General features: G+C 70.3%; 20 protein-coding genes. 9 read left to right on the forward strand and 11 right to left on the reverse strand.

All coding sequences use genetic code 11. From position 1 onward, the window contains the following. The 3 genes from H4W80_RS19245 (at position 1) to H4W80_RS19255 (ending at position 5,810) form a co-directional block, all read left to right on the forward strand. A complete protein-coding gene (locus H4W80_RS19245; protein ID WP_192786360.1) occupies positions 1–3,252 on the forward strand; it encodes an NACHT domain-containing protein in 3,252 nt (1,083 codons plus the stop codon). A gap of 70 nt (positions 3,253–3,322) precedes the next feature. Beyond that, positions 3,323–4,195: a UTP--glucose-1-phosphate uridylyltransferase gene (locus H4W80_RS19250; RefSeq protein ID WP_192786361.1), complete on the forward strand. Its 873-nt coding sequence runs from the start codon at positions 3,323–3,325 to the stop codon at positions 4,193–4,195. Between the two features lie 64 nt (positions 4,196–4,259). Then, positions 4,260–5,810, forward strand: coding sequence for an aldehyde dehydrogenase family protein (locus H4W80_RS19255; RefSeq protein WP_318786944.1), 1,551 nt, complete (start codon positions 4,260–4,262; stop codon positions 5,808–5,810). A gap of 62 nt (positions 5,811–5,872) precedes the next feature. Here the strand turns inward: H4W80_RS19255 and glnII are convergent, their stop codons facing one another. The 3 genes from glnII to H4W80_RS19270 form a co-directional block, all read right to left on the reverse strand. Then, complete coding sequence (glnII, locus tag H4W80_RS63645) at positions 5,873–6,892, reverse strand: glutamine synthetase (RefSeq protein WP_192786363.1); 1,020 nt, start codon at positions 6,890–6,892, stop codon at positions 5,873–5,875. A gap of 188 nt (positions 6,893–7,080) precedes the next feature. Beyond that, the gene (locus H4W80_RS19265; protein WP_225963538.1) at positions 7,081–10,047 is read right to left on the reverse strand and encodes an AAA family ATPase; all 2,967 of its coding nucleotides are present in this window, start codon (positions 10,045–10,047) and stop codon (positions 7,081–7,083) included. Between the two features lie 10 nt (positions 10,048–10,057). After that, positions 10,058–10,738 (reverse strand): hypothetical protein, encoded by a 681-nt coding sequence (locus tag H4W80_RS19270; RefSeq protein WP_192786364.1) that lies wholly within the window; start codon positions 10,736–10,738, stop codon positions 10,058–10,060. A gap of 279 nt (positions 10,739–11,017) precedes the next feature. Here H4W80_RS19270 and H4W80_RS19275 point away from each other — a divergent pair, with 279 nt between their 5' ends. Beyond that, positions 11,018–11,353 carry a carboxymuconolactone decarboxylase family protein gene (locus H4W80_RS19275; protein WP_192786365.1) on the forward strand — a complete coding sequence of 112 codons (336 nt, stop codon included), beginning with the start codon at positions 11,018–11,020 and terminating at the stop codon, positions 11,351–11,353. On the opposite strand, the gene H4W80_RS19280 is transcribed toward H4W80_RS19275, so the two are convergent. Beyond that, positions 11,313–12,491 carry a PQQ-dependent sugar dehydrogenase gene (locus H4W80_RS19280; protein WP_192786366.1) on the reverse strand — a complete coding sequence of 393 codons (1,179 nt, stop codon included), beginning with the start codon at positions 12,489–12,491 and terminating at the stop codon, positions 11,313–11,315. The genes H4W80_RS19275 and H4W80_RS19280 overlap by 41 nt on opposite strands. A gap of 25 nt (positions 12,492–12,516) precedes the next feature. Between H4W80_RS19280 and H4W80_RS19285 the strand changes: the two genes are divergently transcribed. Next, positions 12,517–13,266, forward strand: a complete 750-nt coding sequence (locus H4W80_RS19285) for an SDR family NAD(P)-dependent oxidoreductase (RefSeq protein WP_192786367.1) — start codon at positions 12,517–12,519, stop codon at positions 13,264–13,266. A gap of 107 nt (positions 13,267–13,373) precedes the next feature. Here the strand turns inward: H4W80_RS19285 and H4W80_RS19290 are convergent, their stop codons facing one another. Next, complete coding sequence (locus tag H4W80_RS19290; protein WP_192786368.1) at positions 13,374–14,588, reverse strand: ABC transporter ATP-binding protein; 1,215 nt, start codon at positions 14,586–14,588, stop codon at positions 13,374–13,376. Positions 14,589–14,766: 178 nt separating this feature from the next. Between H4W80_RS19290 and H4W80_RS19295 the strand changes: the two genes are divergently transcribed. Further along, a complete protein-coding gene (locus H4W80_RS19295) occupies positions 14,767–15,825 on the forward strand; it encodes a LacI family DNA-binding transcriptional regulator (protein ID WP_192786369.1) in 1,059 nt (352 codons plus the stop codon). Here the strand turns inward: H4W80_RS19295 and H4W80_RS19300 are convergent. The 3 genes from H4W80_RS19300 to H4W80_RS19310 all read right to left on the reverse strand — a co-directional run bounded on the left by H4W80_RS19300 (position 15,822) and on the right by H4W80_RS19310 (position 18,339). Beyond that, on the reverse strand, positions 15,822–16,955 hold the full coding sequence (locus tag H4W80_RS19300; protein ID WP_192786370.1) for a 2,5-dihydroxypyridine 5,6-dioxygenase NicX family protein: 1,134 nt from the start codon (positions 16,953–16,955) through the stop codon (positions 15,822–15,824). The genes H4W80_RS19295 and H4W80_RS19300 overlap by 4 nt on opposite strands. 68 nt (positions 16,956–17,023) lie before the next feature. Further along, the gene (locus H4W80_RS19305) at positions 17,024–17,806 is read right to left on the reverse strand and encodes an SDR family oxidoreductase (protein ID WP_192786371.1); all 783 of its coding nucleotides are present in this window, start codon (positions 17,804–17,806) and stop codon (positions 17,024–17,026) included. Positions 17,807–17,853: 47 nt separating this feature from the next. Beyond that, positions 17,854–18,339: a glutathione peroxidase gene (locus tag H4W80_RS19310; RefSeq protein ID WP_225963539.1), complete on the reverse strand. Its 486-nt coding sequence runs from the start codon at positions 18,337–18,339 to the stop codon at positions 17,854–17,856. A gap of 212 nt (positions 18,340–18,551) precedes the next feature. Here H4W80_RS19310 and H4W80_RS19315 point away from each other — a divergent pair, with 212 nt between their 5' ends. Together H4W80_RS19315 and H4W80_RS19320 are read left to right on the forward strand one after the other, a co-directional pair. Continuing rightward, on the forward strand, positions 18,552–19,067 hold the full coding sequence (locus H4W80_RS19315) for a GNAT family N-acetyltransferase (protein ID WP_192786373.1): 516 nt from the start codon (positions 18,552–18,554) through the stop codon (positions 19,065–19,067). 468 nt (positions 19,068–19,535) lie between these two features. After that, positions 19,536–20,045, forward strand: coding sequence for an aggregation-promoting factor C-terminal-like domain-containing protein (locus tag H4W80_RS19320; protein WP_192786374.1), 510 nt, complete (start codon positions 19,536–19,538; stop codon positions 20,043–20,045). A gap of 30 nt (positions 20,046–20,075) precedes the next feature. On the opposite strand, the gene H4W80_RS19325 is transcribed toward H4W80_RS19320, so the two are convergent. After that, a complete protein-coding gene (locus tag H4W80_RS19325) occupies positions 20,076–20,723 on the reverse strand; it encodes a TetR/AcrR family transcriptional regulator (protein ID WP_192786375.1) in 648 nt (215 codons plus the stop codon). A gap of 85 nt (positions 20,724–20,808) precedes the next feature. Between H4W80_RS19325 and H4W80_RS19330 the strand changes: the two genes are divergently transcribed. Then, on the forward strand, positions 20,809–21,921 hold the full coding sequence (locus H4W80_RS19330) for a ferritin-like domain-containing protein (RefSeq protein WP_192786376.1): 1,113 nt from the start codon (positions 20,809–20,811) through the stop codon (positions 21,919–21,921). Here the strand turns inward: H4W80_RS19330 and H4W80_RS19335 are convergent. Together H4W80_RS19335 and H4W80_RS19340 are read right to left on the reverse strand one after the other, a co-directional pair. Further along, positions 21,918–23,255, reverse strand: a complete 1,338-nt coding sequence (locus tag H4W80_RS19335; RefSeq protein ID WP_192786377.1) for a sensor histidine kinase — start codon at positions 23,253–23,255, stop codon at positions 21,918–21,920. The genes H4W80_RS19330 and H4W80_RS19335 overlap by 4 nt on opposite strands. Positions 23,256–23,307: 52 nt before the next feature. After that, entirely contained in the window at positions 23,308–23,781 is a 474-nt protein-coding gene (locus H4W80_RS19340) for a nucleoside deaminase (RefSeq protein ID WP_192786378.1), read from the reverse strand. Between the last annotated feature and the right edge of the window lie 166 nt (positions 23,782–23,947).

Genomic DNA, 23,947 nt, shown 5'->3' on the forward strand with positions numbered 1-23,947 from the left:
ATGCCAGGCATTGAGGCGGCGCTGACGGCCGCGGGCAAGTCGATCGCCGAACGTGCCATGCGGGAGTGGCTCGCCACCCGGGCCGCGCACAAGGAGCGCGGTTCGGAGCTCAAGGACCTCATCCAGGGCGGCTTCCGTGACCGGCTGGCGCCCAGGAAGTTCGACAACCAGCTCCAGGGCATCGCGCTGGCGGTGGAGGGGCGGCTGTCCCGGCTGCTGGATCAGGAGTTCCGCGGGCTGGACGAGCAGGCGCGGGCCGCCGTGCTGCTGGAGGTGGTTCACGCCCTGCGGCAGGCGGACCTGTCCGACGCCGCCCTCTTCGAGGCCGACGCCGACCCCGCCAAGCTCGCCGGGCGCGTCATCGCGCGGCTGCCGGAGCCCCGGCTCGGGGAGGCGGAGGACCAGCTGTACGGGGTGCTGCTCGCCGAATGCGTCGACTGCCTGACGGGCATGATGCGCCAGCTCCCCCAGTACGTGCCGCGGGCGGCCACGGAGAGCCTGGCCCGGCTGAGCGGCCTGGCCGAGGGCATGGAACGCCTGCTCGCCCGCATGCCCCTGCGGACGCTGGAGGCGCCCGAGGGCCGCCAGGACGACGACGCGTTCCAGCGCCACTACCTCGGCTTCGTCAGCCGCACTCTGGACGAGGTGGAGCTGTTCGGGGTGCGGGTGGAGAACTACCGCCCCCGAACGTCGCTGAGCGTCGCCTACATCAGCCTCAACGTCTCGGCCGGCGAGCGCGGGCGCCGCGCCCCCGAACGCCTCTCGGTCGCCTCGCTCACCGGCCGCCCCACGGCGGAGCTCGGCACCGAGCGCATCGAGTCGGCGCTGGGCCGCGAACGCCTCATGTTGCTGCGCGGCGACGCGGGCTCGGGCAAGAGCACGCTGCTGCGCTGGCTGGCCGTCACCGCCGCCCGCGGCGACTTCTCCGGCGCCCTGTCCGACTGGAACGGCTGCGTCCCCCTGATGATCAAGCTCCGCAGCCACGCCGAGGGCAGGTTCCCCGCGCCGCCCGCGTTCCTGGACGACATCGCCCAGGAGGTCTCCGGACGCATGCCGCGCGGGTGGGTGGAGCGGGTGCTGGAGTCCGGCCGCGGGCTGCTGCTGGTGGACGGCGTGGACGAGCTGCTGGTACGGCACCGCCCGGCCGTGCGGGAGTGGCTGTCGCGGCTGCTGGCCGCGTACCCGGGGATGCGCGTGGTGGTGACCTCGCGGCCGACCGCGGCGGACGCGCGGTGGCTGGCCGACGAGGGGTTCGCGGCGGCGACGCTCGAGCCGATGACGCCCGGCGACCTGCGGGAGCTCATCCGGCAGTGGCACGTGGCGATGCGCGACTGCCCCAGCCTGCCGTGCGCGCCCGAGGAGCTGGAGGGCTACGAGGTCGCGCTGCTGGCCCGCATGGAGTCCAACCCCCACCTGGGGGTCGTGGCGTCGACGCCGCTGCTGGCCGCAATGTTGTGCGCGCTCAACCTCGACCGCCGCACGCAGCTGCCGCCCAATCGGATGGGCTTCTACAACTCGGTGCTCAGCCTGCTGCTGGACCGGCGGGACGCCGAACGCCGGATCACCGACGAGGTCTCCCTGGACCCTGACCAGAAGGTCTGGATCCTGCGCGACCTCGCCTGGCGGCTGGTGTCCATGGGGCGGTCGGAGCTGTCGAAGGCCACGGCGCTGAAGAGCGTCGAGCGCAAGCTGGCCTCGATGACCCGCATGCCATATCCGGCCGCCGACGTGCTCGAACACCTGCTCCGCCGGTCCGGCGTGCTGCGCGAGCCGGTGCCCGGCCGCATCGACTTCGCCCACCGTACGGTGCAGGAGTACCTCGCGGCGGGCCAGCTCGTGGAGGACGAGGACGTGGACGCGGCGGTCGAGCGCGCGCATCTGGACCAGTGGCGCGAGGTCGTGGTGATGGCCGCCGGGCACGCGACCGGCCGCGTGCGCAGGGAGCTGCTGGCGGGCCTGCTGGACCGCGCCGACCAGGGCGGGCCGCACTCGCGGCGGCTGCGGTTACTGGTGGCGGGGTGCCTGGAGACGATCCAGGAGATCCCGGTGGAGCTGCGCGACCGCATCGAGGCGTGCCTGGCTGAGGTGATCCCGCCGCGCTCGGAGGTGGAGGCGGGCATGCTGGCGGCGGTGGGCGAGGAGATCCTGCGGCGGCTGCCCGACGACCTGTCCCGTCTGTCGCCGCTGCGGGCGGCCCACACGGTGCGGACCGCCTGGTTGATCAACGGGCCGGAGGCGCTGGACAAGCTCGCGGGGTACGCGGCCGATCAGCGGTGGGCTGTCCGCAAGGAGCTCAACGAGGGCTGGAACTACTACGACGCCGACGCCTACGCACGACGCGTCCTGGCCGGAGTGGACACGGCCACGATCCCCGACATCCGTCTTCTTCGCGCGGTGGCGCACTTGCGCGAGGCCAAGGCCCTGACCGTCAACCTGGAAGAGTCGCTCACCGACCTCGGCTTCCTACGGAACGTACCGCAGGTGAAGATCCTCAACCTGCACGACGTCGACACGGACTCCCTGGAGGACGTGGAGGCGTTGCCCGCATTGGAGGCGCTCTGGGTCTCGCTCGACACACCACGCCCCCTCGACCTGGAGGTTCTGTCCAAGCTTCCCCGGCTGAGTGATCTCACGATCTGGAACGCCGGATTCGACGATCTGAGCTTTCTCGATCGGATCCCGCGATTGCTGGCACTGGGTCTGGATCTCCCGCCCGGCGATCAGACCGACTGGATGGGCCCGCTGTCTCGGCAAACCGAGCTGCGGGAGTTGTACATCTATCGCAGCCACCGACCGATACCGCCCGAGACGTTCGCCGGAATGCGTCACCTGAATTCGCTCACGTTGGGCGCGCCCGGGGAGATCGGCGACTGCCTGAAGGGCCTGCCGCGGGCTTCGATGGAGACACTGCAGCTCATCGGCCCGGCACGGCTGGACCTGGCGGAGCTGGAGCACTTCCGCCTCGGAGGCCTCTGGCTGCGGGATCTCGACATCGGCGATCTCAGCCCGCTCCGCAGCCAGGAGCACCTCGTCCAGTTGGGCCTAGACGGTTGCCGCATGGTGGCCGACCTCGCGCCGCTCGCGCAGCTCCCGCATCTGCAGACATTGCGCCTTGTAGACACGCTCGACGTCATCGACCTCGCGCCTCTGGCGGGAAAGCGAGGTCTCGCCGTGGTCCTCAGTGCCCATCAACGCGTCGCCAACGAGCACCTGCTCCGCGGCACCGTCAAGATCCGGTACCTCGGCACCTGACCTCGAAGACGGCTGAGGTAACGTCGGCTCTCTCCCCGCACGATCAAGCCGCTCGATCAAGGAGAGACGCATGGTCCACAAAGCCGTCATCCCCGTGGCCGGCCTCGGTTCGCGGCTGCTGCCGCTGACCAGGGCGCTGCCCAAGGAGATGCTGCCGATCGGCGACAAGCCCGTCATCGAGCACACCATCCGGGAGCTCGTGGACTCCGGCATCGACGAGATCACCATCGTCACCTCGTCCCGCAAGGATCTCATCCAGCGGCACTTCGCCCCCGACGCCGACCTCGAGCTCCAGCTGCGCGCTTCGGGCAAGGACGACCTGGCCGACGCGGTGGCGGAGCTGTCGTCGCTGGCCCACATCACGTACCTGTTCCAGAACGGCCCCTACGGCAACGGCACGCCCGTGCTCAACGCCGCCCGCGTCATCGGCGACGAGCCGTTCATGGTGCTGTGGGCCGACGACGTGTTCGTGGCCGAGGTGCCCAGGGCCAAGCAGCTCAAGGCCGCGTACGACGCCACCCAGGCCCCCGTGCTGGCCCTGATGCCGATGGCCGTCGAGGACGCCTCGCGCTACGGCGTGCCGATCGTCAAGGAGGACCTCGGCGGCGGCCGCCTGCTGATCTCCGGGCTGGTGGAGAAGCCGTCCCCCGAGCAGGCTCCCTCCCGGTACGCCGCCATCGGCGGATATGTCGTCACCCCGGGCGTCGTCGAGGAGCTCCACGAGCAGACGCGCAGGTGGCACGAGAACCCGCAGGGCGAGATCTACCTCACCGACGCCCTGCACCGGCACGCCGCGGACCACCCGGTGTACGGGCAGGTGATCGACGGCACCTGGTGGGACACGGGCTCGCCGCTCAACTACCTCAAGGCCCAGTTCGCCGCCGCGCTGGCGCACCCGAGGTTCGGGCCGGAGCTGCGCAAGCTCGCCCAGGAGAGCAGCTGACATCCGGTTGGGTTTTTTCCGGCGAGATGATTGTCTGACCGAAGGAACTATGAGGAGGACGCCGGTGAGCCGTCAGATCGTTTCCATCGTGGGTGGCAAGGAGACGGGAAGCGCCACCACGTACCCGTCGACCAACCCGGCGCGCCCGGGCGAGGTCGTGGCCCACGTCGGGCTGGCCGACGCCGGCACGTTCGCCGCCGCCTGCCGCACCGCCAAGGAGGCCCAGCGCGAGTGGGCCAAGGTGCCCGCGCCGGTGCGCGGCCGGGTGATCGCCTCCATCGGCCGGCTGGTCGAGGCCAACGCCGAGCGGCTGGCCCACCTGGTGACGGAGGAGATCGGCAAGCCGTACGCCGAGGCCCTCGGCGAGGTGCGGGAGATCGTCGACACCTGCGACTTCTTCCTGGGCGAGGGCCGCAGGCTGTACGGGCAGACGGTCCCGTCGGAGATGCCGGCCAAGAACCTGTTCACGTTCCGCAACCCGATCGGCGTGGCGGCGGTCGTCACCGCGGGCAACTTCCCGGTCGCCGTCCCGTCGTGGTACCTGGTCCCGGCGCTGCTCTGCGGCAACGCCGTCGTCTGGAAGCCCGCCGAGTACGCCGCCGCCTCCGCGCACGCCATGTACCAGCTCTTCGTGGCCGCCGGGCTGCCCGACGGCGTGCTGAACATCGTGTTCGCCGACGGCGCCGCCACGTACGAGGGCCTGGAGCAGGCCCTCGGCGAGGGGAGCGTGCAGAAGGTCGGGTTCACCGGCTCCAGCGAGGTCGGCCGGAAGATCGGCGAGCTGACCGGGCGGCACCTTCAGTCGGCCTGCCTGGAGCTGGGCGGCAAGAATCCGATGGTGATCATGCCGGACGCCGACCTCGACCTGGCCGTGGAGGGCGCGCTGTTCTCCGGTTTCGGTACGGCCGGTCAGCGCTGCACGAGCCTGGGCACGGTGATCGTGCACGAGAGCGTGCACGACGAGTTCGTGGAGCGGTTCGCGCGGGCCGTGGGCGAGGCCAGGATCGGCGACCCCGAGGAGGACGTGCTGGCGGGCCCGCTGCTCGACCAGAAGTTCGCAGATCGGTACGAGGAGTACCTGACCTGGATCCAGCCCCACCACCAGGTCGTGTCCGGAAATATCGGGAAAATTACGGAGGACAACCCGCGCCGCGACTTCGACGGCGACAGCGCCAACGGCGGGGGCCTCTACTACCATCCGGTGGTCGTCGACGGCGTCCGGCCCACCGACCGCCTCTTCCTGGAGGAGACGTTCGGCCCGATCGTCGGCGTGACCACCTTCAGCACCCTCGACGAGGCCATCGAGCTGGCCAACCTGCCCGGCTACGGCCTGTCGAGCTCCATCTACACCACCGACCCGCAGCACGCCTTCCGCTTCCGCGAGGGCATCTCGGCGGGCATGGTCAGCGTCAACAACTCGACCTCGGGCGCCGAGGCCCACCTCCCGTTCGGCGGCAACGGCAAGTCCGGCAACGGCAGCCGCCAGTCCGGCATGTGGGTGCTCGACCAGTTCACCCGCTGGCAGGCGATGAACTGGGACCATTCGGGCCGCCTGCAGAAGGCCCAGATGGACGTCGCCGAGATCGAGCCCGACCTGGCCTTCCGCCTGCCGTAGTGAATACGGGAACGGGCCCCTCGGTGACGAGGGGCCCGTTCTCTCGCGTCAGAGAGGAGGTCTCAGACCTGGCCGGCCTTCTCCAGGGCCGCGCAGCAGGTGTTGACCAGCAGGCGGGTGACCACGTACGGGTCGACGTTGGCGTTGGGGCGACGGTCCTCGATGTAGCCCTTCTTCTCCACCTCGACCTGCCACGGGATGCGCACGGACGCGCCGCGGTCGGACACGCCGTAGGTGTACTTGTTCCACGGGGCGGTCTCGTGGTGGCCGGTGAGGCGGGACTCGATGTCGGCGCCGTACTGGGTGACGTGCTCCATCGGCTTGTCGCCCTCACCGAGCGCCTCGCAGGCGGTGATGATGGCGTCGTAGCCCTCGCGCATGGCCTTGGTCGAGAAGTTGGTGTGCGCGCCGGCGCCGTTCCAGTCGCCGCGGGCGGGCTTGGCGTCGAGGGTGGCCTCGACGCCGAACTCCTCGGCGGTCCGGTAGAGCAGGTAGCGGGCGACCCACAGGTGGTCGGAGACCTCGAGCGGGCCGGCCGGGCCGACCTGGAACTCCCACTGGCCGGGCATGACCTCGGCGTTGATGCCGGAGATCTTCAGACCGGCGGCGAGGCAGCGGTCGAGGTGCAGCTCGACGATCTCGCGGCCGAACACGGCCTCGGCGCCCACGCCGCAGTAGTAGTGGCCCTGCGGGGCGGGGAAGCCGCCCTCGGGGAAGCCGAGCGGGCGGCTGCCCTTGAAGAAGGTGTACTCCTGCTCGATGCCGAACCAGGACTCCTGGGCGGCGTACTTCTCGGCGATCGGGCGCAGCAGCGCGCGGGTGTTGCTGACGTGCGAGTCGCCGTTGATCTCCTCGACCTCGCAGAGGACCAGGACGTTGTCACCGCCGCGAATCGGGTCGGGGCAGACGAACACCGGGCGGAGCACGCGGTCCGACGAGTGCCCCTCGGCCTGGTTGGTGCTGGAGCCGTCGAAGCCCCAGACCGGCGGCTCGGCCCCGTCGGCGAGGATCCTCGTCTTCGAGCGCAGCAGAGCCGTGGGCTCGGTGCCGTCGATCCAGATGTACTCAGCCTTGTAGCTCACGGCGGTCCTTTTCTTCACGGTGTTTCACAGCCACGCCGAGTCTTACGGACAGCCGTTTCCCGCTTTTTGCCCGAATGTGAACGCCGTGTTAATCGGGCCGCGAAACGGTAAAGGATGCGAGGACGACGGATGGCGTGACGCCCGGGCGCCACGCCATGCCGTTGCCGGCCCCGCTCACCCAGGGCAGCTCAGGTACGGCCCTCCGTTCCGTTCCCGTCGTAGCCGAGCAGCCGCATCGCCGTGTCGGGATCCATCGCCGCGGCCAGGAGCTGGGCGCGGGCGTGGGCCTGGTCGCGTTCGCGTTCGGCCTTGGCCTGCGCGGCGCGTACCCCCTTGACCGCGACGAGCGCGAGCCCGGCGCCCACGATCACCGCGACCACCACGACGAACAGCAGGAGCAGCAGGCCCGGCGAGGCCACGGTCGAGGTGGCCGCGTTCGTGCCGACGCCCGCCACCGTGCCGGTCACCGCGAGCGCCGCGATGATGGACAGCGCCACGAGCCCGAGCAGGCTGGCCACGACCAGCCAGACCCGGCCCGCGCGCCGCGGCGCCGGGGGCGGGACCGGGGTCGCGGCCGGTGTCCCCACCACGACGGGCACGGGCGCGGGAGGCGGCGAGGCCGCCGCCCACGGCACGAACTCGGGGCGTTCGGCCACCTCTCCGTTCACCTCGTGCGTGATGGGGAGCGGAGCCTGGATCACCGAGGGCTGCACCGCCGGGGGCGCGAGCTGGACGGCCGTCACGCCGGGACCGCCGTAGGCGACCGGCTGCGGCTCGACCGGCTCCTCCACCGGTCCGGGCAGGTCCCGCTCGATGTGGCTGTGCTCCTTGTGGGCCCTGGCCGCGTCGCGGTGGTAGTCCTCCAGCTCCCGGCAGAGCTCGTCGGAGGCGTAGATCGTGCCGTCGATGAGCGGCCCGGGCTCCCTGCGGATGATGGCCACCACGTCGTCGCCGTTGAGCGTCTTGTGCGTCTCCAGCGCGTGCGCCACGCAGAGCACCTCCCTGCGGTGCTCCTGCAGCAGCTCCTCGGTCTTCTCCAGCAGCCGCACCAGGTTGAACTCGATCCGCTCCCCCAGCACGTCGGGGGTCAGGTCGGGCTGGTTCCTGGCGGGCTCCCTGTCGGTGATGCCGATGGAGCCGCCCCCGCCGGGGCGCGACTTGCGCACGGCCTTGCCGCCCAGGATCTCCAGCTCCTGCAGCGCCGGCAGCGAGGTGACGCCGGAGCCCATGCCCCAGTACGACTCCATCATGGCGGTCAGGTACGTGGCCGAGTAGAGGTCGCCGGAGACCCCGGAGGAGTTGTCCTCCCCGAAGAACATCCGCTCGCCGGCCAGCGAGGCCAGGGAGACCATGATGTCGGCCTCGTGCTCGGACTTCCACCGGGTGAACTGGTCCTCGGGCTTGATCGAGGCGACCATGCCGAGGTAGTCGGCGCCCTTCTCGATGGTGGCGATGTCGATCTCGAGGTGGAAGCGGGTCACGTACGCCACGACGGCGTGGCAGGCCTCGTGCACGGCCACGGCGTGCCGCTCGCGCTCGATGTACTCGACGTCCTCGGGCGGGCCGAGCTGCTTGAGCCGCTTGGCCCGCAGCACGTCCGACCAGGTGATGATCTCGCGCCCGTCCCTGATGGCGGTGATCAGCGACTCGTTGACCAGGTCCTTGATCGTGGCGCCGGTGGCGTACGGGGTGATCGTGGCCAGCTTGTCGATCTGCTCCGGGGTGAGCTCGTGCCACACCTTGTCGAAGTAGCCCTGGTACGTGCGGACCCGGCCGGCCTTGGACGGGTAGCCGACCTTGTAGATGCGGTCGATGCGGCCGGGCCGCAGCAGCGCCTCGTCGAGCGCGTCGGGCCGGTTCGTGGCCATCATGACGAGGATGCGGTACTTGGGCGGCGGCTTGGGCCGCATGCCGAGCAGCCTGCGGACGAGCCGGTTGAAGAACCCGCGCGGCTTCTTGAGCCCGGACAGCTCGGTGAGCAGTGCCTGCAGCGTGCCCGGGTCGCCCGAGCCGTTCATGCCGCCGCCCATGAAGAAGCGGTTGCGCCGCTCCGGCTCGTCGGGCGACTCGCGCCTGGCCCGGAAGGCCAGCACCTGGCGGGTCTCCTCGGACAGGTAGTTGAGCCCGTGGCAGCCGTTGACGCCGGACAGGCCGGAGAAGCCGCCCTGCCCGGGCGGGCCCTGCTGGGCGAGGCGGCCGCGCTTGCCGAGCGAGTCGGCCTCGTCGAAGAAGACGATCACGCCGCCGTACCGGAGCGCCAGCTTGCGCAGCTTCCTGAACAGCCCCTTGACCTTCAGGATGCCGACGCCCATGAACATGTTCGTGAACGCGCCCGGATCCACGAACACGTACGGCTTGCCGGTCTCACCCGCGACGGCCTCGGCCATGAGGGTCTTGCCGGTGCCCGGCGGCCCCCACAGCAGCAGGCCGCTGGGGACGTACCCGCCGCGCCGCTCGATCTCGTCGGGGCGTTCGAGGAAGACGATGTTCTCCCGGACGCGCTCGACCACGTGGTCCTGCCCCCACACGTCGTGGAAGCGGGTCTTGATGTCGTCGGGGAAGTACGTCTCCACGCCGCCCCTGGACAGGAACCAGAACAGGCCCACGAACTGGATGATGACCACGAAGAACAGGAAGACGATCTGGATCAGGAACGGCATCGCGTTCCAGAGCAGCGCCGGCGCCTGCATCACCGCCACGAACGGGCTGACGTCCAGCACCGCCCCCAGCACCAGGGCCGTCAGCACCACGAAGAAGGCGACCTTGAGCGCCCGCGAGAGCCGGTACCTCGTCCAGTCGTCGAAGCGCCGGTGCGTCCAGCGCTCGAAGCCGCCGAACACCCGGTGGCTCCAGAAACGGTGGTAGGCCGACCAGTGCTCGCTGACCAGGAAGTGGAGTTGCCGCGCGACCTCCACGCCGAGCAACCAGAAGATCCATTGATATTCGTACGCGATCTTCTGGGCGGCCTCGGTGAACGTGACGACGCCCTGCCAGTCGGCCATCACCTTCCACGTGAGAATGAGGTAGGCCACCAGCAGGGCGATGAGGAATTTGCTCCGGTCCCAGAACTGCATCTTCTTTCTGGTCACGGATTCGGGGTCGGAGGGCCCGCTGCCGGGGGCACGCAGCCCTTCATGGTGATTGGTCGTGGTCAATGGTGCTCCCTCATCCAGGCAGCCGGAGCAGCTTGAACGTACTCTCGATCTTGTCGAACTCGGCGGCGCGCTTCCGGAAACAGATCGATTGGCAGCCGATGAGCATGACGGAGACCGTGGCGCCCTTCTCGTCGAGGATGGCGGTCTGGTCGAACGTCTGGACGTCCTCGCCGATCTGGTATTCGAAGCGGACCCGGACTCCCCTGGCGCCGTTGTCCATCGTCAACACCTCGTCGTTGAGGAGGGCGAAGTTCTTGAACATCGACGGCTGGCCCGTCGCCATGGCCTGCTGCGCGTAGAGTTCGCGCACCTGGGAGGTCACCGGCAGCACGAAGTCGCGCAGCCGGTTCAGTGAGATGGCGTCCCGCTGCTCGTCCGTGAGCTGGTGCACGGTCGCGTAGACGAACGGCTCCGTCGAGCCGAGCAGGTGGTTGACCGACGGCTCCGCGGACTGGTCGAAGGCGGTCGACCACACCCGCTGGGCCCGCAGCAGGGCGGCCGCCGAGTTCGGGTGGTCCCCGGACAGGTACATCTCAATGGGATCGGCGTTGAGCTGCGTGAACGAGGACGGCACCTTGAAGTAGGTCGTGCCCGCCTTGTCGCGTACGTAATGGAATTCGGGCTGTCCGGCGCACGCGGACAGCATGAGGATCGCGACCGTGACCGCGATCAAACCCCGTGCCTTTTTCACCAGGGCTTACCTCCGCTTTACGGACCAACGGAGTTGTTGTGCCCGCTTTCCGACACAATGAGGCCGAAGCAGAGGGAAAAATCTTGACCAAATCTTGGCCGTGCCTTGGCTTTACTTGTTACAGATCAATTAAGGCTCCGCGCACGGCCCGTAGCACTCCGTGGCGGGTCACCTCGGGGGCGGTTCAGGTGGCTACAACGTTCATGCAACCCCCATTGGTTCATCTGGGGAAGTAGCGAAAGATATGAGGATCCCTTCCGACCGCCCCGGGAGCGCACAATGTCAGAACCCGCGATGGAGACCGTCGACTCCTTCGGCATGACGGCGGAACGGCAGTTCGCCGAGGTCTGGTCGAGGACGGTCCTGTCCGTGCGGGAGCGCCGCCTGCTCCTTCTCGGGCTGCTCGTCGGCCAGGGGCTCCACGATCAGACGGACGTGCAGCTCGACACCGCGCTGCGCTCGGGCGAGCTCACCGAGACCGAGCTGCGCGAGGTGGTCGTCTTCCTCACGCTCTACGCGGGCTGGGCTCGGGGCAGCAAGCTGAACGACCAGGTCGAGGGGCTGATCGAGCGGGTCAGGCAGGCTCGATCCGGTAGATCGGACCACGCAGGCTGAGCGCGTACAGCTCGCCGTCGTGCCCCTCGCCGAACGACGAGAGCTGCTCGACCTTCCCGACCTCGGCCCCGTCCTGCGGGGCGTCGGCCGGTGCGGCCTTGATCCAGCCGGCGCAGAAGTCGCCGTACAGGAACCGGCCCCGCAGCCAGGGGATCTTCTCGCCGCGGTAGACGTATCCGGCGATGACGGAGCAGTTCCCGCCCTTCCCCAGGGGGTAGGTGATCACCGGGTCGACCATGTCGCGGCCCTTCGCGCCCCGGAAGCGGCTCTTGCCCTCGCGGGCGTTCCAGCCGTAGTTCTCGCCGCCGCGCGACCCGGCGGGCTGGTGGTCGACCTCCTCCCAGGCGTTCTGCCCGACGTCGCCGATCCACAGGTCTCCCGTGCCGCGGTCGAAGCCGAACCGCCAGGGATTGCGAAGCCCGTAAGCCCATATTTCGGGCTTTGCGCTTTTCTGGTCGGCGAACGGGTTGTCCTCCGGGATCTCGTACGGCCGGCCGCCGCGCGGGTCGATGCGCAGGATCTTGCCGAGCAGGGTCGTCAGGTCCTGGCCGTTGCCCTGGGGGTCGCCGGCGCTGCCGCCGTCGCCGAGCGCGATGTAGAGGTGGCCGTCGGGGCCGAAGGCGAGCTGGCCGCCGTTGTGGTTGGGGTAGGGCTGGTCCTGGGTGAGCACGTCGCGCCTGGCCGTGGCCCTGGAGCCGTCGAAGGCCCATTCGGTGACGTGGGTGTCGCCCCGCGCGTCGGTCCAGTCGAGGTAGACCCAGCGGCCGGAGGGGTGGAACGCGACGCCGAGCAGGCCCTGCTCGTTGCCGCCGCTCACCTCGCGGGACAGGTCGATCACGACGTCGCCGTCGGAGGTGCGCAGCCTGCCGGTCTGCTCGGCGACGTAGAGCCGGTCGTCCCCCTTGCGCACGGCGAACGCCACCGGCTGCTCCAGCTTGGCGATCTGCTTGAACCGTAACTTCCCGGGCTTCGAAAGCTCCGTCGCGGTGGGATCCATCCCGGTGGGCTCCGGCGCCGGGGCGGCGCTCTCCGCGGGGTCGAGCGGGGCGGGCGCGGGCTGCTGCGCGCACGCGGTGAGGGTCACGAGGACGAGGGCCGTTGAGGCCGCCACAGCCGCCACGAGTCGCACGAGGCCCATCCTCGCACGGCATTAGGGTTCAGGTATGCCTACCGCATTGATCACCGGCGCGACCTCCGGCCTCGGCGCCGCCTTCGCCCGGCGCATGGCCGCCGACGGCTTCTCGCTCGTCCTGGTCTCCCGCGACGAGCAACGGCTCTCCGAGAGCGCCGACCAGCTCAAGCTCAGGTACGGCGTCGACGCCGAGGTGCTGCCCGCCGACCTCGCCACCGAGGAGGGGCTGGCCAGGGTGGAGTCCAGGGTCGCCGACGGCGTCGACCTGCTGGTCAACAACGCCGGGTTCGGCCACCCGGGCCGGTTCCTGGAGGTGCCGGTCGAGGACGAGGTGCGCATGCTCAAGGTGCACTGCGAGGCCGTCCTGAGGCTGACGCTGGCCGCGCTGCCCGGCATGCGCGAGCGCGACCGGGGCGCGATCGTCAACGTGGCCTCGGTGGCGGCGTTCTTCCCTCGGGGCACGTACAGCGCGTCCAAGGCGTGGGTGGTGAACTTCAGCGAGTCCGCCGCGAGCGACGTGGGCAACCCGCGCATCAAGATCATGGCGCTCTGCCCCGGTTTCGTGCGGACCGAGTTCCACCAGCGGGCCTCGATGGATACCTCGGGGATCCCCGGGTTCCTGTGGCTGAAGGCCGACGACGTGGTGCGGGAGACCATGCGTGACCTGGCGCTGGGCAAGCGGGTGAGCGTGCCCGACCTGCGTTACAAGGCCATCGTCGCGATCGGCAGGCTCGTGCCGCGCGGCCTGCAGGCCCGCGTCTCGTCGAGCATCGGCCGCTGACCCCGTACCACGAGGGCCAATGGAACGGGCCCCCGCCGCGGGAGGGGGTCGCGGTGGGGGCCCGGGCGGTCGTGAGCGGGGCTCACGGCCGGGAATGCAGGAGTCGGCTAGCGGTTGGCCTCGTGGCCGATCGACAGGCCGCTCTCGGGGTCGAAGAAGTGCAGGTTGTGCGTGTCGAGGACCAGGTCGATGTTCTGGCCGGGACGGGCGTGGCTGCGGGCGTTGACGCGGGCGGTCCACAGGGACTTGTCGCCCGCCAGCGGCAGCGCGGCCTCTTCGTCGTCACCCGCGTCGGCGGCGGCGACGGTGTCCTTGTGCTCGACCGGCGGGGCGTCGATCAGGAACAGCACGTTGATCTCGGAGCCCAGCTCCTCGGTGACCTCCGCCTTGACCGGCAGCGTGGCCCAGCCGTTGGCGTGGTTGCCGGCCGAGGCCGCGTCCTCGAAGTCGGAGGGGCGGATGCCGAGGATGATCTTCTTGCCGATGTACTGGTCGAGGCCCGGCTTGTCAGAGAAGGTCGTCTCGGGGATCGGCAGCTTGATGCCGGCGAAGGTGACGGCGGCGTCGCCGCCGTCGCGGACGAGCTCGGCGGTGGCGAAGTTCATCGAGGGCGAGCCCATGAAGCCGGCGACGAACAGGTTGACCGGCTTGTCGAACAGGTTCTGCGGGGTGTCGACCTGCTGGAGCAGACCGTCGCGCAGCACGCAGACGCGGTCGCCGAGGGTCATGGCCTCGACCTGGTCGTGGGTGACGTACACGGTGGTCACGCCGAGGCGCTCGTGCATCTGGTTGAGCGAGGCGCGCATGGAGACGCGGAGCTTGGCGTCCAGGTTGGACAGCGGCTCGTCCATGAGGAAGGCCTGCGGCTCACGCACGATGGCGCGGCCCATGGCGACACGCTGGCGCTGACCACCGGAGAGAGCGGCCGGCTTGCGCTTGAGGTAGGTCTCGAGGCCGAGCATCTTGGCGGCCTCGTTGACGCGCTTCTGGATCTCCGGCTTGGGCATCTTGCGGAGCTTGAGGCCGAAGGCGAGGTTCTCCTCGACCGTCATGTGGGGGTAGAGCGCGTAGTTCTGGAAGACCATCGCGATGTCGCGGTCCTTGGGCGGCAGGTGGTTGACCACCTTCTCGCCGATGGCGATCTCGCCGCCGCTGATGTCCTCGAGGCCCGCGATCATCCGGAGCGCGGTCGACTTACCGCAACCGGATGGGCCAACGAGCACCATGAACTCGCCGTCCTTGATCTCAAGGTTGAGCCCGTTCACGGCCTTCACGCCACCGGCGTAGACCTTGTCGACGTTCGTCAGAACGATGGATGCCATGACATTCCTTCGCGCTCCAGGGCGGTGGCCCGGACGTTGTTACCGTGACCCACTCACGTGGATACGTTTTCAAGCATCTCACCCGAAACGGACATCGGTGTCAAGGGTTACCGTATGACCAGCCGTTGTGGGAACGCGAGTCTTCCCGTTTTCCGGAAACCATGATGGAATCGTTTCCATGGAGAAGCGGGCGACGATCAAGGACGTGGCCGAGGCGGCCGGCGTGGGCGTCGCGACAGTGTCCAGAGTACTGTCGGGCGGCTCCGCCAGCGCGGCCACCAGGGAGCGCGTCCTGGCCGTCGCCGCCCAGCTCGACTACCGCCCCAGCGCCCTGGGCCGCAACCTGCGCCAACGCCGCACGGGCGGCATGGGCCTGCTCGTCCCCGACCTGACCGACACCTTCTACGGCCAGCTTTCCGAGGGCGTGCTCGCCTGCGCCCGCTCGGCCGGCGAGCCCGTCGTGATCGGCTCCACGGGCGGGGACCCCGAGCAGGAGGCCGACCTGATCGGCATGCTCCTGGAGCAGAGCGTGGACCGCCTGATCGCCGTGCCGTCGGGCGACGCCGACACCTGGTCCCCGGTGCTCCGCGCGGGCATGACGGTCGTCTTCGCCGACCGCCTCCCGCTCCAGTCGTCCCCCGAGGACGTGCGGGCGGCGGCCGTGGCCGACCTCATGGCCCTGGACGGCCTGTCCGCCGCCGCCCCGGCCCGCCCGCTGGACGTCCCCGCCGTGGTGGCCGACGACCGGGCCGGCATCCGCACGGCCGTGCGCTACCTGCGCGGCCTGGGCCACAAGCGCATCGCCTTCCTCGGCGGCCCCGGCCAGGACAGCCGGGTCAACGCCTTCAGGGAGGCCGTGGGGGCGCCGGTGGACGAGGAGCTGGTGGTGTTCGGCACCGGCAGCCGCGACTCCGCCTACGCCGCCGCCTCGGGCCTCTTCCAGAGCCGCCCCGACCTGTCGGCCGTGGTCGCCGGGGGCAACGTGCTGGGCGAGGCCGCGGTGCTCGCGGCCAGGGAGCTGGACCTGCGGGTGCCCAGGGACGTGTCGCTGGTGATGTACGACGACGTGCCCTGGGCCGAGCTGTGCTCCCCGCCCCTGACGGTGATCGCCCAGCCGGGCCGGGACATGGGCTACCGGGCGGCGGAGCTCGTCCTGCGGGCGGGCGGCAGGAGGCCGCGCAGCGTGGTGCTGCCGACGGAGCTCATCATCCGCGGCAGCTGCGGCCCCCACCGCTAGGCGGCTCCGCCCCCCGTGTAGCGGCGGGGCAGGATCATGATCGGGTTGTCGTCGAGGATCACGTCCGGCGGGCCGAACCGCGCCGCGACCTCCCTGATCTCCGGCTCGTCGAGCATCAGCAGGCGCCCGTTCTCGATGAAGAGCTCTCCGTCCACCAGCACGGTGGGCCGGTCGACCTGGCAGTCGCAGTGCGCGAAACCCGGGCCCGTCGTGACCGGCCGCCCGTCGGTCAGGCCGTCGATGCCGCAGTAGAAGGCCCCGGCGTGCTTCTCCCGCTCGAACTGGTTGCCCCCGGCCACCCGCACCTTCGGGTTGAGCCCGATGAGGCCGTGGCGCATGTAGAAGCCGCCGGGCGCGTAACGCCGCAGCTGCTCGGCCGCCGCCCCGCCCTCGATCTTGCGTACGAGGTTGCCCTCCAGGGTGATGCGCAGAGACTCCTCCGGCACGCCGGTGACCGTGCTGTCCTCGATCATGAGGACGCCCTCGGTGTCGGCCGGCCAGAAGTTGGCGCCCCCGTACGGGAAGGGCCGCCAGTCCCCGGGCCGCATCGCGCCGGGGTCCGGGTCGAACGTCAGCCCCGAGAACGTCACGTCCGTCCCCCGCGCGGACGTCACCCGGATCGAGCGGGCGCCCGACATCTGCCGCAGCGTCCGGCGCAGCAGCGCGTAGAAGACCTCGGCGGGCAGCCGCCCCCCGGTGAGCAGCGCCCCCGCGGTGGCCGTCATGTGCAGGGACAGGAAACGGGAGGAGCGCGACTTGATCTGGTCGAAGAAGAGCGGCGCCGTGTGCACCTCGCCCCACCAGGTGCCGCTGATCACCAGGTCGGCCTCGCGGAAGGCGGCCGTCTCGATGTGCAGCGACGCCTCCCTGTCCCACCCGCCGGGACTGAACGGCGGCACGGACAGGATGCGCACGTCGGCGTCCCGGTAGGCCACGGCCGCCGCGATGGCCTGGACGACGACCGGATCGACGGTGTGCTCCATGAGCAGCAGCACGCGCTCGCCCGCCCGGAGCCCGGTGTAGTCCAGCAGGTTCCGGACGCCGGGCATCAGCTCCACGATCGAGTACGGTCCCACGGCCGGCTCGGTGGCATAGCTGAACGGCGAGCCGGCGTACGGATTGATCGTCATCGCGTGCTCCCTGCGGGACGTCAGGCCAATGCCTGCACCCCTACCCGTCACGGAGCGAAATCACACGATTACGGAACCCAGCGGCGGAACCCTCCCTCGGAGTTGATCACCTGCCCGGTGATCCAGGCGGCCTCGTCCGAGGCGAGCCAGCGCACCACCCTGGCCACCTCCTCCGGCCGCCCCCAGCGCCCGGCCGGGAGCGAGCGGCCGACCCGCCGCGCGAGCTCGGGACCGGCCCAGCCCGTGTCGACCGGGCCCGGATTGACGGTGTTGACGGTGATGCCCCGGTCCGCGAGCGCGTCGGCCAGGCTGAGCGTCATCTGCTGGATCGCGCCCTTGCTGATCGCGTACGGCAGCTCGTCCGGCATCGGGGCCAGGTGCTGGCCCGAGGTGAACAGGATCACCCTGCCGCCGGGCCTCCGGTCGTCGTGCTGGGCCGCGAACGCCTGCGTCAGCAGCGCGCTGGCGCGGGCGTTCACCGCCCACGACAGGTCCAGCTCGGCGGCCGTCAGGTCCGCCAGCGACTGCCGGACGCTGCGGGCGTGGTTGGCCACGAGCACGTCCACGTGCCCGAACCTGCCGACCGCCTGCTCCATCACCCACGCCGGCGCCGCCGGGTCCGCGAAGTCGGCCTCCACGTGGTGCAGCCGGTCGCCGACGCCGCCCAGCGACTCCAGCACGCCGTCCATGCCCGCGGGGTCGCTGCCCCACGGCTGCTCGGCGTCGTGCGGGGTCCACGACTGCACCAGCACCTTCGCGCCCGTCGCCAGCAGCTCCCGCGCGATGGCGTAGCCGATCCCGATCCGCCTGCTCACGCCGGTCACCACGGCGACCCTCGTCTCGGACATCATCCGATCATCGTCGCCGACCGCTCGCGGGGCGTCGAAGGGTTTTCCGCTTAGAGGAGCTTCTCGATGGCGGACGTGACCGCGGGGTCGTCCGGGGTGGTGCGGGGACGGAAGCGGGCCACGACGCCGCCCTCCCGGTCCACCAGGAACTTCTCGAAGTTCCACTGCACGTCGCCCGCCTCGCCCTGCTCGTCGGCGGTCCGCGTCAGCTCCTCGTAGAGCGGGTGCCGGCCGGGGCCGTTGACGTCGGCCTTCTCCAGGAGCGGGAAGTCCACCCCGTACGTCGCCGAGCAGAACGCCTGGATCTCCTCGGCCGTGCCCGGCTCCTGGCCGGCGAACTGGTTGCAGGGCATGCCGACCACCGTGAAGCCGCGTGGCCCGTACTGCTCCTGGAGCTTGACCAGGGCGCCGTACTGCGGGGTGAGGCCGCATCGCGAGGCCACGTTGACGACGAGGACGGCCTTGCCGGCCGCCAGCTCCCCGAAGGTGGTGGGGGCGTCGTCGAGGGTGCGGAGCTGGATGTCAGTGAGGCTCATGAACCGCACCCTACGCCTCCGGAACACGATTCGGTCTCGCGCCCTCCCCGCCGGGCGGCTGTTAGGATCGCGGCGGCGCGAGTGCGCCTGATCGCTCCGGGACGAGGGAGGTTGATGAATATGGCTGCCAGCGGCCGTCGTCAGCATGCCCTTCTCCGGTCCGCGCGAGCCTAGAGCGCGGTCCGGTCGTATCGAACGACCTGGAGTCACAAGTGTCTTCCTTCTTCTCGGTGGCCGGCACCGACCTGACCACCGACCGCCTCGTCCTGCGGTCCTGGACCCTCCGTGAAGCCGGCGCCGTCCTGCACGGCCCCCGGTCCGCGCACTGGGCCGAGGACTTCCCCGCCGAGGGCGACCACGTCATCGCCGGCCTGTTCGCCGAGCACCCGGGGTGGCTGGGCGAGTACGGCCACCGCCAGATCATCGAGCGCGACGGCGGTCTCGTGGTCGGCTCGATCGGCCTGTTCTGGCCGCCCGCCGACGGCACCCTGGAGATCGGGTACGGCATCGTGGCCTCCCGCCGGGGCCGCGGCTACGCTCCCGAGGCGACGCGCGCGCTGACGGAGTTCGCCCTCGGGGCGCCGGGCGTGCACACGGTGTGCGCCGGCGTCGAACTGTCCAACCCGGCCTCGATCAGGGTCCTGGAGAAGGCCGGCTTCCAGCGGTCGCACACGGACGCCGAGGCGAACACGGCCCGGTACGTGACCACGTCACCGGCCCGGCGGTAACGACCCGACGGGATCGGCGGCACCCCACCGCCGATCCCCCGGCCCGGCCACCGGCCCAAGGCGCGAGGCGCGCGGCGGGGAAGGGCGTGCTTACCCGCAGGTCGCGCCCGGCCAAACCCCATAGTTGGTCGCGGTTTGCGGCAAGGGCCGTTCAGCCGGACGGCGGGGCGGGCAACGCCGGGTCTGCGAGAGGGACTTTTATCCGCAACGCTCACGCAAACACCTCGCCACCGCGTGTCGAGATGTATGACCCACGGTGACCGAACGTAATAGGAATCGTGCTAGAGGACACGTCGCGGCGCCCTTCGGGCCGCCCAGCGGGATCGGGCGGTACCGATTCCCGGAGGGCCGCGCGGACCCTCCGCGTCCGAGCCACGGACGCGGACCGGCAGGGGCGCCCGATGCAAAGTGCGCCTGTCCGCACGCGACCCGACAGCAAGGATCGAGTTGGACAGCAAACGCGCGCTCATGAGTATCACCGCGTTCACCGCGTGCACCACCTTCACCACGATCGGGACGCCCGCGGCCTGGGCCGACCGCCCGCCTGTAGTGCGGATGGGGACCTGGGGCGACCGCCCGCCGGTGGTGCGGATGGGGACCTGGGGCGCTCGCCCGCCCTTGGTGCGCATCGGGACGTGGACGACGAAGGCGCGGCCCAGGGTGGCGGTGGCCACGCCCAACAGGAACAAGAGGATCGCGCTGGGCCAGGTGGTCCAGCGATCGTGGAACCTGCAGGAGTTCCGCTGCCTGGACAATCTCTGGACCAGGGAGAGCAACTGGAACCATCACGCAATCAACCGCTCGTCCGGCGCGTACGGCATCCCGCAGGCGCTGCCCGCGGGCAAGATGCGCGGCGCCGGCCGCGACTGGAAGTCCAACCCGGAGACGCAGATCCGGTGGGGACTGTCCTACATCAAGGGGAGGTACGGCAGGCCGTGCGGGGCCTGGGGACATTGGAGATCGCACAACTGGTACTAGCCGCCGAAGGCGGGCGAGGGCACCCGGGGCTCACCGGGTGCCCTCCCTGCGCGCCACGTGCACCTCGATCGCCTGGATGAGCAGCTCCAGCCCGAACTCGAACTCCGCCTCGTGATCGCACTGGTCCAGCAGCGGCGCCAGTGAGTGGACCTCGGGGAACAGCGCGGGATCGACGCCCTCGGCCTTGACCAGCCGGTTGTGGACGGGCGCGAACGTCGGCGTCACCCCCACCTCCCGCAGCAGCGAGCCCACGATGTACGCGATGAACATCCGCAGCATCCTGACCGCGTCCGCCCCGTCGAACCCGGCACCGCGCAGCGTGGCCAGCGCCCGCTCGACCGGCAGCAGCCCGGCCGTGGAGTGGAGCTGGCGGCTGACGACCACCATGGTCGAGCGCGGGTGGTCGTGGGCGATCTGGCGGAACGCCCGAGCCTGCATGCGCACCCGCTCGGTCCAGTGCGCGCCCGGGTCGTCGGTGAACTCGATCTCGCTCAGCACCGCCTCGGCCACCCCGTCGAGCAGGGCGTCCTTGTTGGGCACGTGGTTGTAGAGGGACATCACACCGACGCCGAGCTCGGCCGCGATGCGCCGCATGGAGACCGCGTCGGCGCCCTCGCGCTCTATGAGGTCGATGGCCGTGGCGACGATGCGGCCCCGCGAGAGTGGCTCCGTAGGCATACCTCATTCTATTGACGTACGTACGGTGTACGTGGAACTCTCGGAAGGCGGACGTACGGTGTACGTAACCCCCTCGGGAGGTCCCATGTCGACCCACGATCTCTACACCATCCCCGCCGAGCTCTCCACGTGGAACGTCGAGATGGCCGGGGCGAGCCGATTCACCTGGGAGTACGACGACGGCCGGGACCGCATGCTGGCGCTGTACCAGAAGGGCAAGGACAAGCAGTGGGACTCGACCAAGCGCATCGACTGGGACCTCGAGGTCGATCCGTACGACGTGCTGGGCGTCCCCGACCAGACCATCGCGATCCACGGCACCCCGCTCTGGGAGCGGATGAGCGAGCGGACCCGTAACGAGGTGCGGCGGCACGGCGCGGCGTGGCAGTTCTCCCAGTTCCTGCACGGCGAGCAGGGCGCGATGATCTGCTCGGCCAGGATCGTGGAGTCGGTCCCCGACCTCGACTCGAAGTTCTACGCCGCCACCCAGACGATGGACGAGGCGCGCCACGCCGAGACGTACGCGCGCTTCCTCCAGGAGAAGGTGGGCCTGGCGTACCCGATCAACGAGCACCTCAAGGCCCTGCTCGACAGCACGCTGAGCGACTCCCGCTGGGACATGCCCTACCTCGGCATGCAGGTGCTCATCGAGGGGTTGGCGCTGGCGGCGTTCGGGGTGATGCGCGACATCACGACCAAGCCGCTGCCCAAGCAGATCCTCGCGTACGTGATGCAGGACGAGGCCAGGCACGTGGCCTTCGGCCGGATGGCGCTGCGCGACTACTACCGGAGCCTGTCGGAGAGCGAGCTGCGCGAGCGCGAGGACTTCGTCATCGAGGGCTGCTACCTCATGCGCGACCGGCTGCGCGGCAGGGAGACCTGGGAGAACCTGGGCCTGTCCAAGGCCGAGGTCGACGAGGCCATGGAGGCCACCGACCACTCCGAATACCTGCGGCTGTTCAGGTCGCTGCTGTTCAGCCGGATCGTGCCGTGCGTCAAGGACATCGGGCTGTGGAGCCCGCGGCTGCGGCAGGCGTACGCGGAGATGGGCGTGCTGGAGATGGCGGGCCAGTCCCTGGACGCCCTGATGCGCCAGGACGAGGACATCGCCGACAGGCTCGACGCCGAGCGCTTCGCCCAGGAGGAGGCCGAACGGCACGCCGAGGTGGCCGAGACGGTCGAGCTCGGCAAGTCCTAGAGCCGCGTCGCGTCGGGTGCGGGCGAGCTCTGCGGCAGGCGCAGGATCATCCGGGCCCCGGGGCCGTCCCCGATCTCCAGCGTCCCGCCGTGGGCCTTGGCGATGTCGCGGGCGATCGGCAGCCCCAGCCCGGTGCCCCCGGTGTCCCGCGACCGGGTGTGGTCGAGGCGGGTGAACCGCTCGAACACCCGGTCGCGCATCTCCGCCGGGATGCCCGGCCCGTCGTCCAGCACCTCCACCACGGCCTGGTCGGCCCACCCCCGCACGGAGATCCACACCCGGGAGTCGCCGTACCGGTCGGCGTTGGACAGCAGGTTCGTCAGCAGCCGGGCGAGCCGGAGCCGGTTGCCGCGGACGAAGAGCCCCGGCTCCACGTCCATCGTCAGCGGCAGCCGGCAGGACTGCCGCGAGACCTCCTCCTCGACCAGCTTCCCCAGTTCGATCCGCTCCTGCGCGGGCTGTACCCCCGCGTCCAATCGGGCCATCAGGAGCAGGTCGTGGACGATGTCCGACAGCCGCTCGGCGTCCTTGATCGCCGCCCGCCACTCGTCTTCGTGCGGGTCGGCGAGCCCCGCCTCCAGCCGGACCAGGAGCCCGGTGATCGGCGTGCGCAGCTCGTGGGAGGCGTCGGAGACGAAGCGCTGGTGCCGGGCCACGGCGTCCTCCAGCCGCTCCAGGGTCTCGTTGACCGTGGCGGCCAGCTCGGCGACCTCGTCCTGCGTGTCGGGCACGTCGATGCGCCGGCTCAGGTCCTGGGCGCTGAAGCGGGCCAGCCCCGACCTGATCCGCTCCACGGGGGCCAGCACCCGGCCGACCCCGTACCAGGCCCCCCATCCCGTCAGCGCCACCAGCACCACTCCGAAGGCGCTCAGCAGCACGGGCAGGAACGGCGAGCTCAGCAGGAACGGCTCCCGCAGGGCCGCGTAGGCGACGACGGACCCGTACGCGCTGGCGGGGTTGCTGGTCCCCACGACGACCATGCACCTGCCGGGACACACCCGGGTCTGGACCCGCAGGTCGCCCGCCTCGGGCCAGGCCCGGGTGAGCGCCGGCTGGCCGGCGAGTCCGGTGCTGGCGGCCAGCACGTGGCCGTCGGAGTTCACGATCTGGAGGAGGTAGGCGCCCTTCAGCGGCGGGATGGGGCCGCTGAACCGGTGCTCGGTGATGGCCAGGGACAGGTGCCTGCTGGCGTCGTCAGCCGTCTGGACGAGGTCCGCCCGCGCCCGCACGGGGTAGGTCAGGGAGATCGCCAGAATCCCCAGAAGGACGACGGCCCCGAAGACCACCACCGTCGCGATGGTCATCCGGGCCCTGATCGAGCGGCCGAACACCATGGTCGTACTCTGTCACGGAGAGTACAAATCGCAGGTAAAACGGCATATTTGCTCAGCCGTGGAAACGGCGGTGCAGCTCGTGAACCTCCTCGGCCAGCTCCGGCACCGGACCCTCGACCACCACCCCGGGCGCGACCTCGTTGATCGGGAGCGTGCGTACGGGCGGCTGCGGCACGCCGAGCTCCGACAGCCACGCGGCGAGCTGCTCCGAGGAGGACACGTACACGATGCGGCCGAGCCCGACCCACGCGTGGGCGGCGGCGCACATCGGGCAGTGCTCGCCGGAGGTGTAGACGGTGGCGGCCGCCCGCTCCTCGGGTGTCAGGTGCGCCGCCGACCAGCGGGCCAGCGCGAACTCCGGATGCTGCGTGTTGTCGCCGGCGGCCACCCGGTTGTGGTCCTCGGCCAGCACGGCCCCGTCGCCGGAGACCAGCACCGATCCGAACGGCTCGTCGCCCACCTCCAGCGCCCTGGTGGCCAGCTCGACGCAGCGGCGCAGGTGCGGCATCTCCGATTCAGCGATCATGAGTCCAACATCCTAGACGGCCACCGAGCAGGGCGAAGAACATACCCCAACAGATCACAACAAAAGTAACGGTCGGCCGAATGTGCAAGATCTTTCACTGTTTCCGCACGTCACGTACAGAAACCGCACTCTTCGGGCTACTGAAAATCGGTTGAACCCTCGTATT

The organism is Nonomuraea angiospora (assembly GCF_014873145.1).
In the GTDB taxonomy this organism is placed as follows: Bacteria; Actinomycetota; Actinomycetes; order Streptosporangiales; family Streptosporangiaceae; genus Nonomuraea; species Nonomuraea angiospora.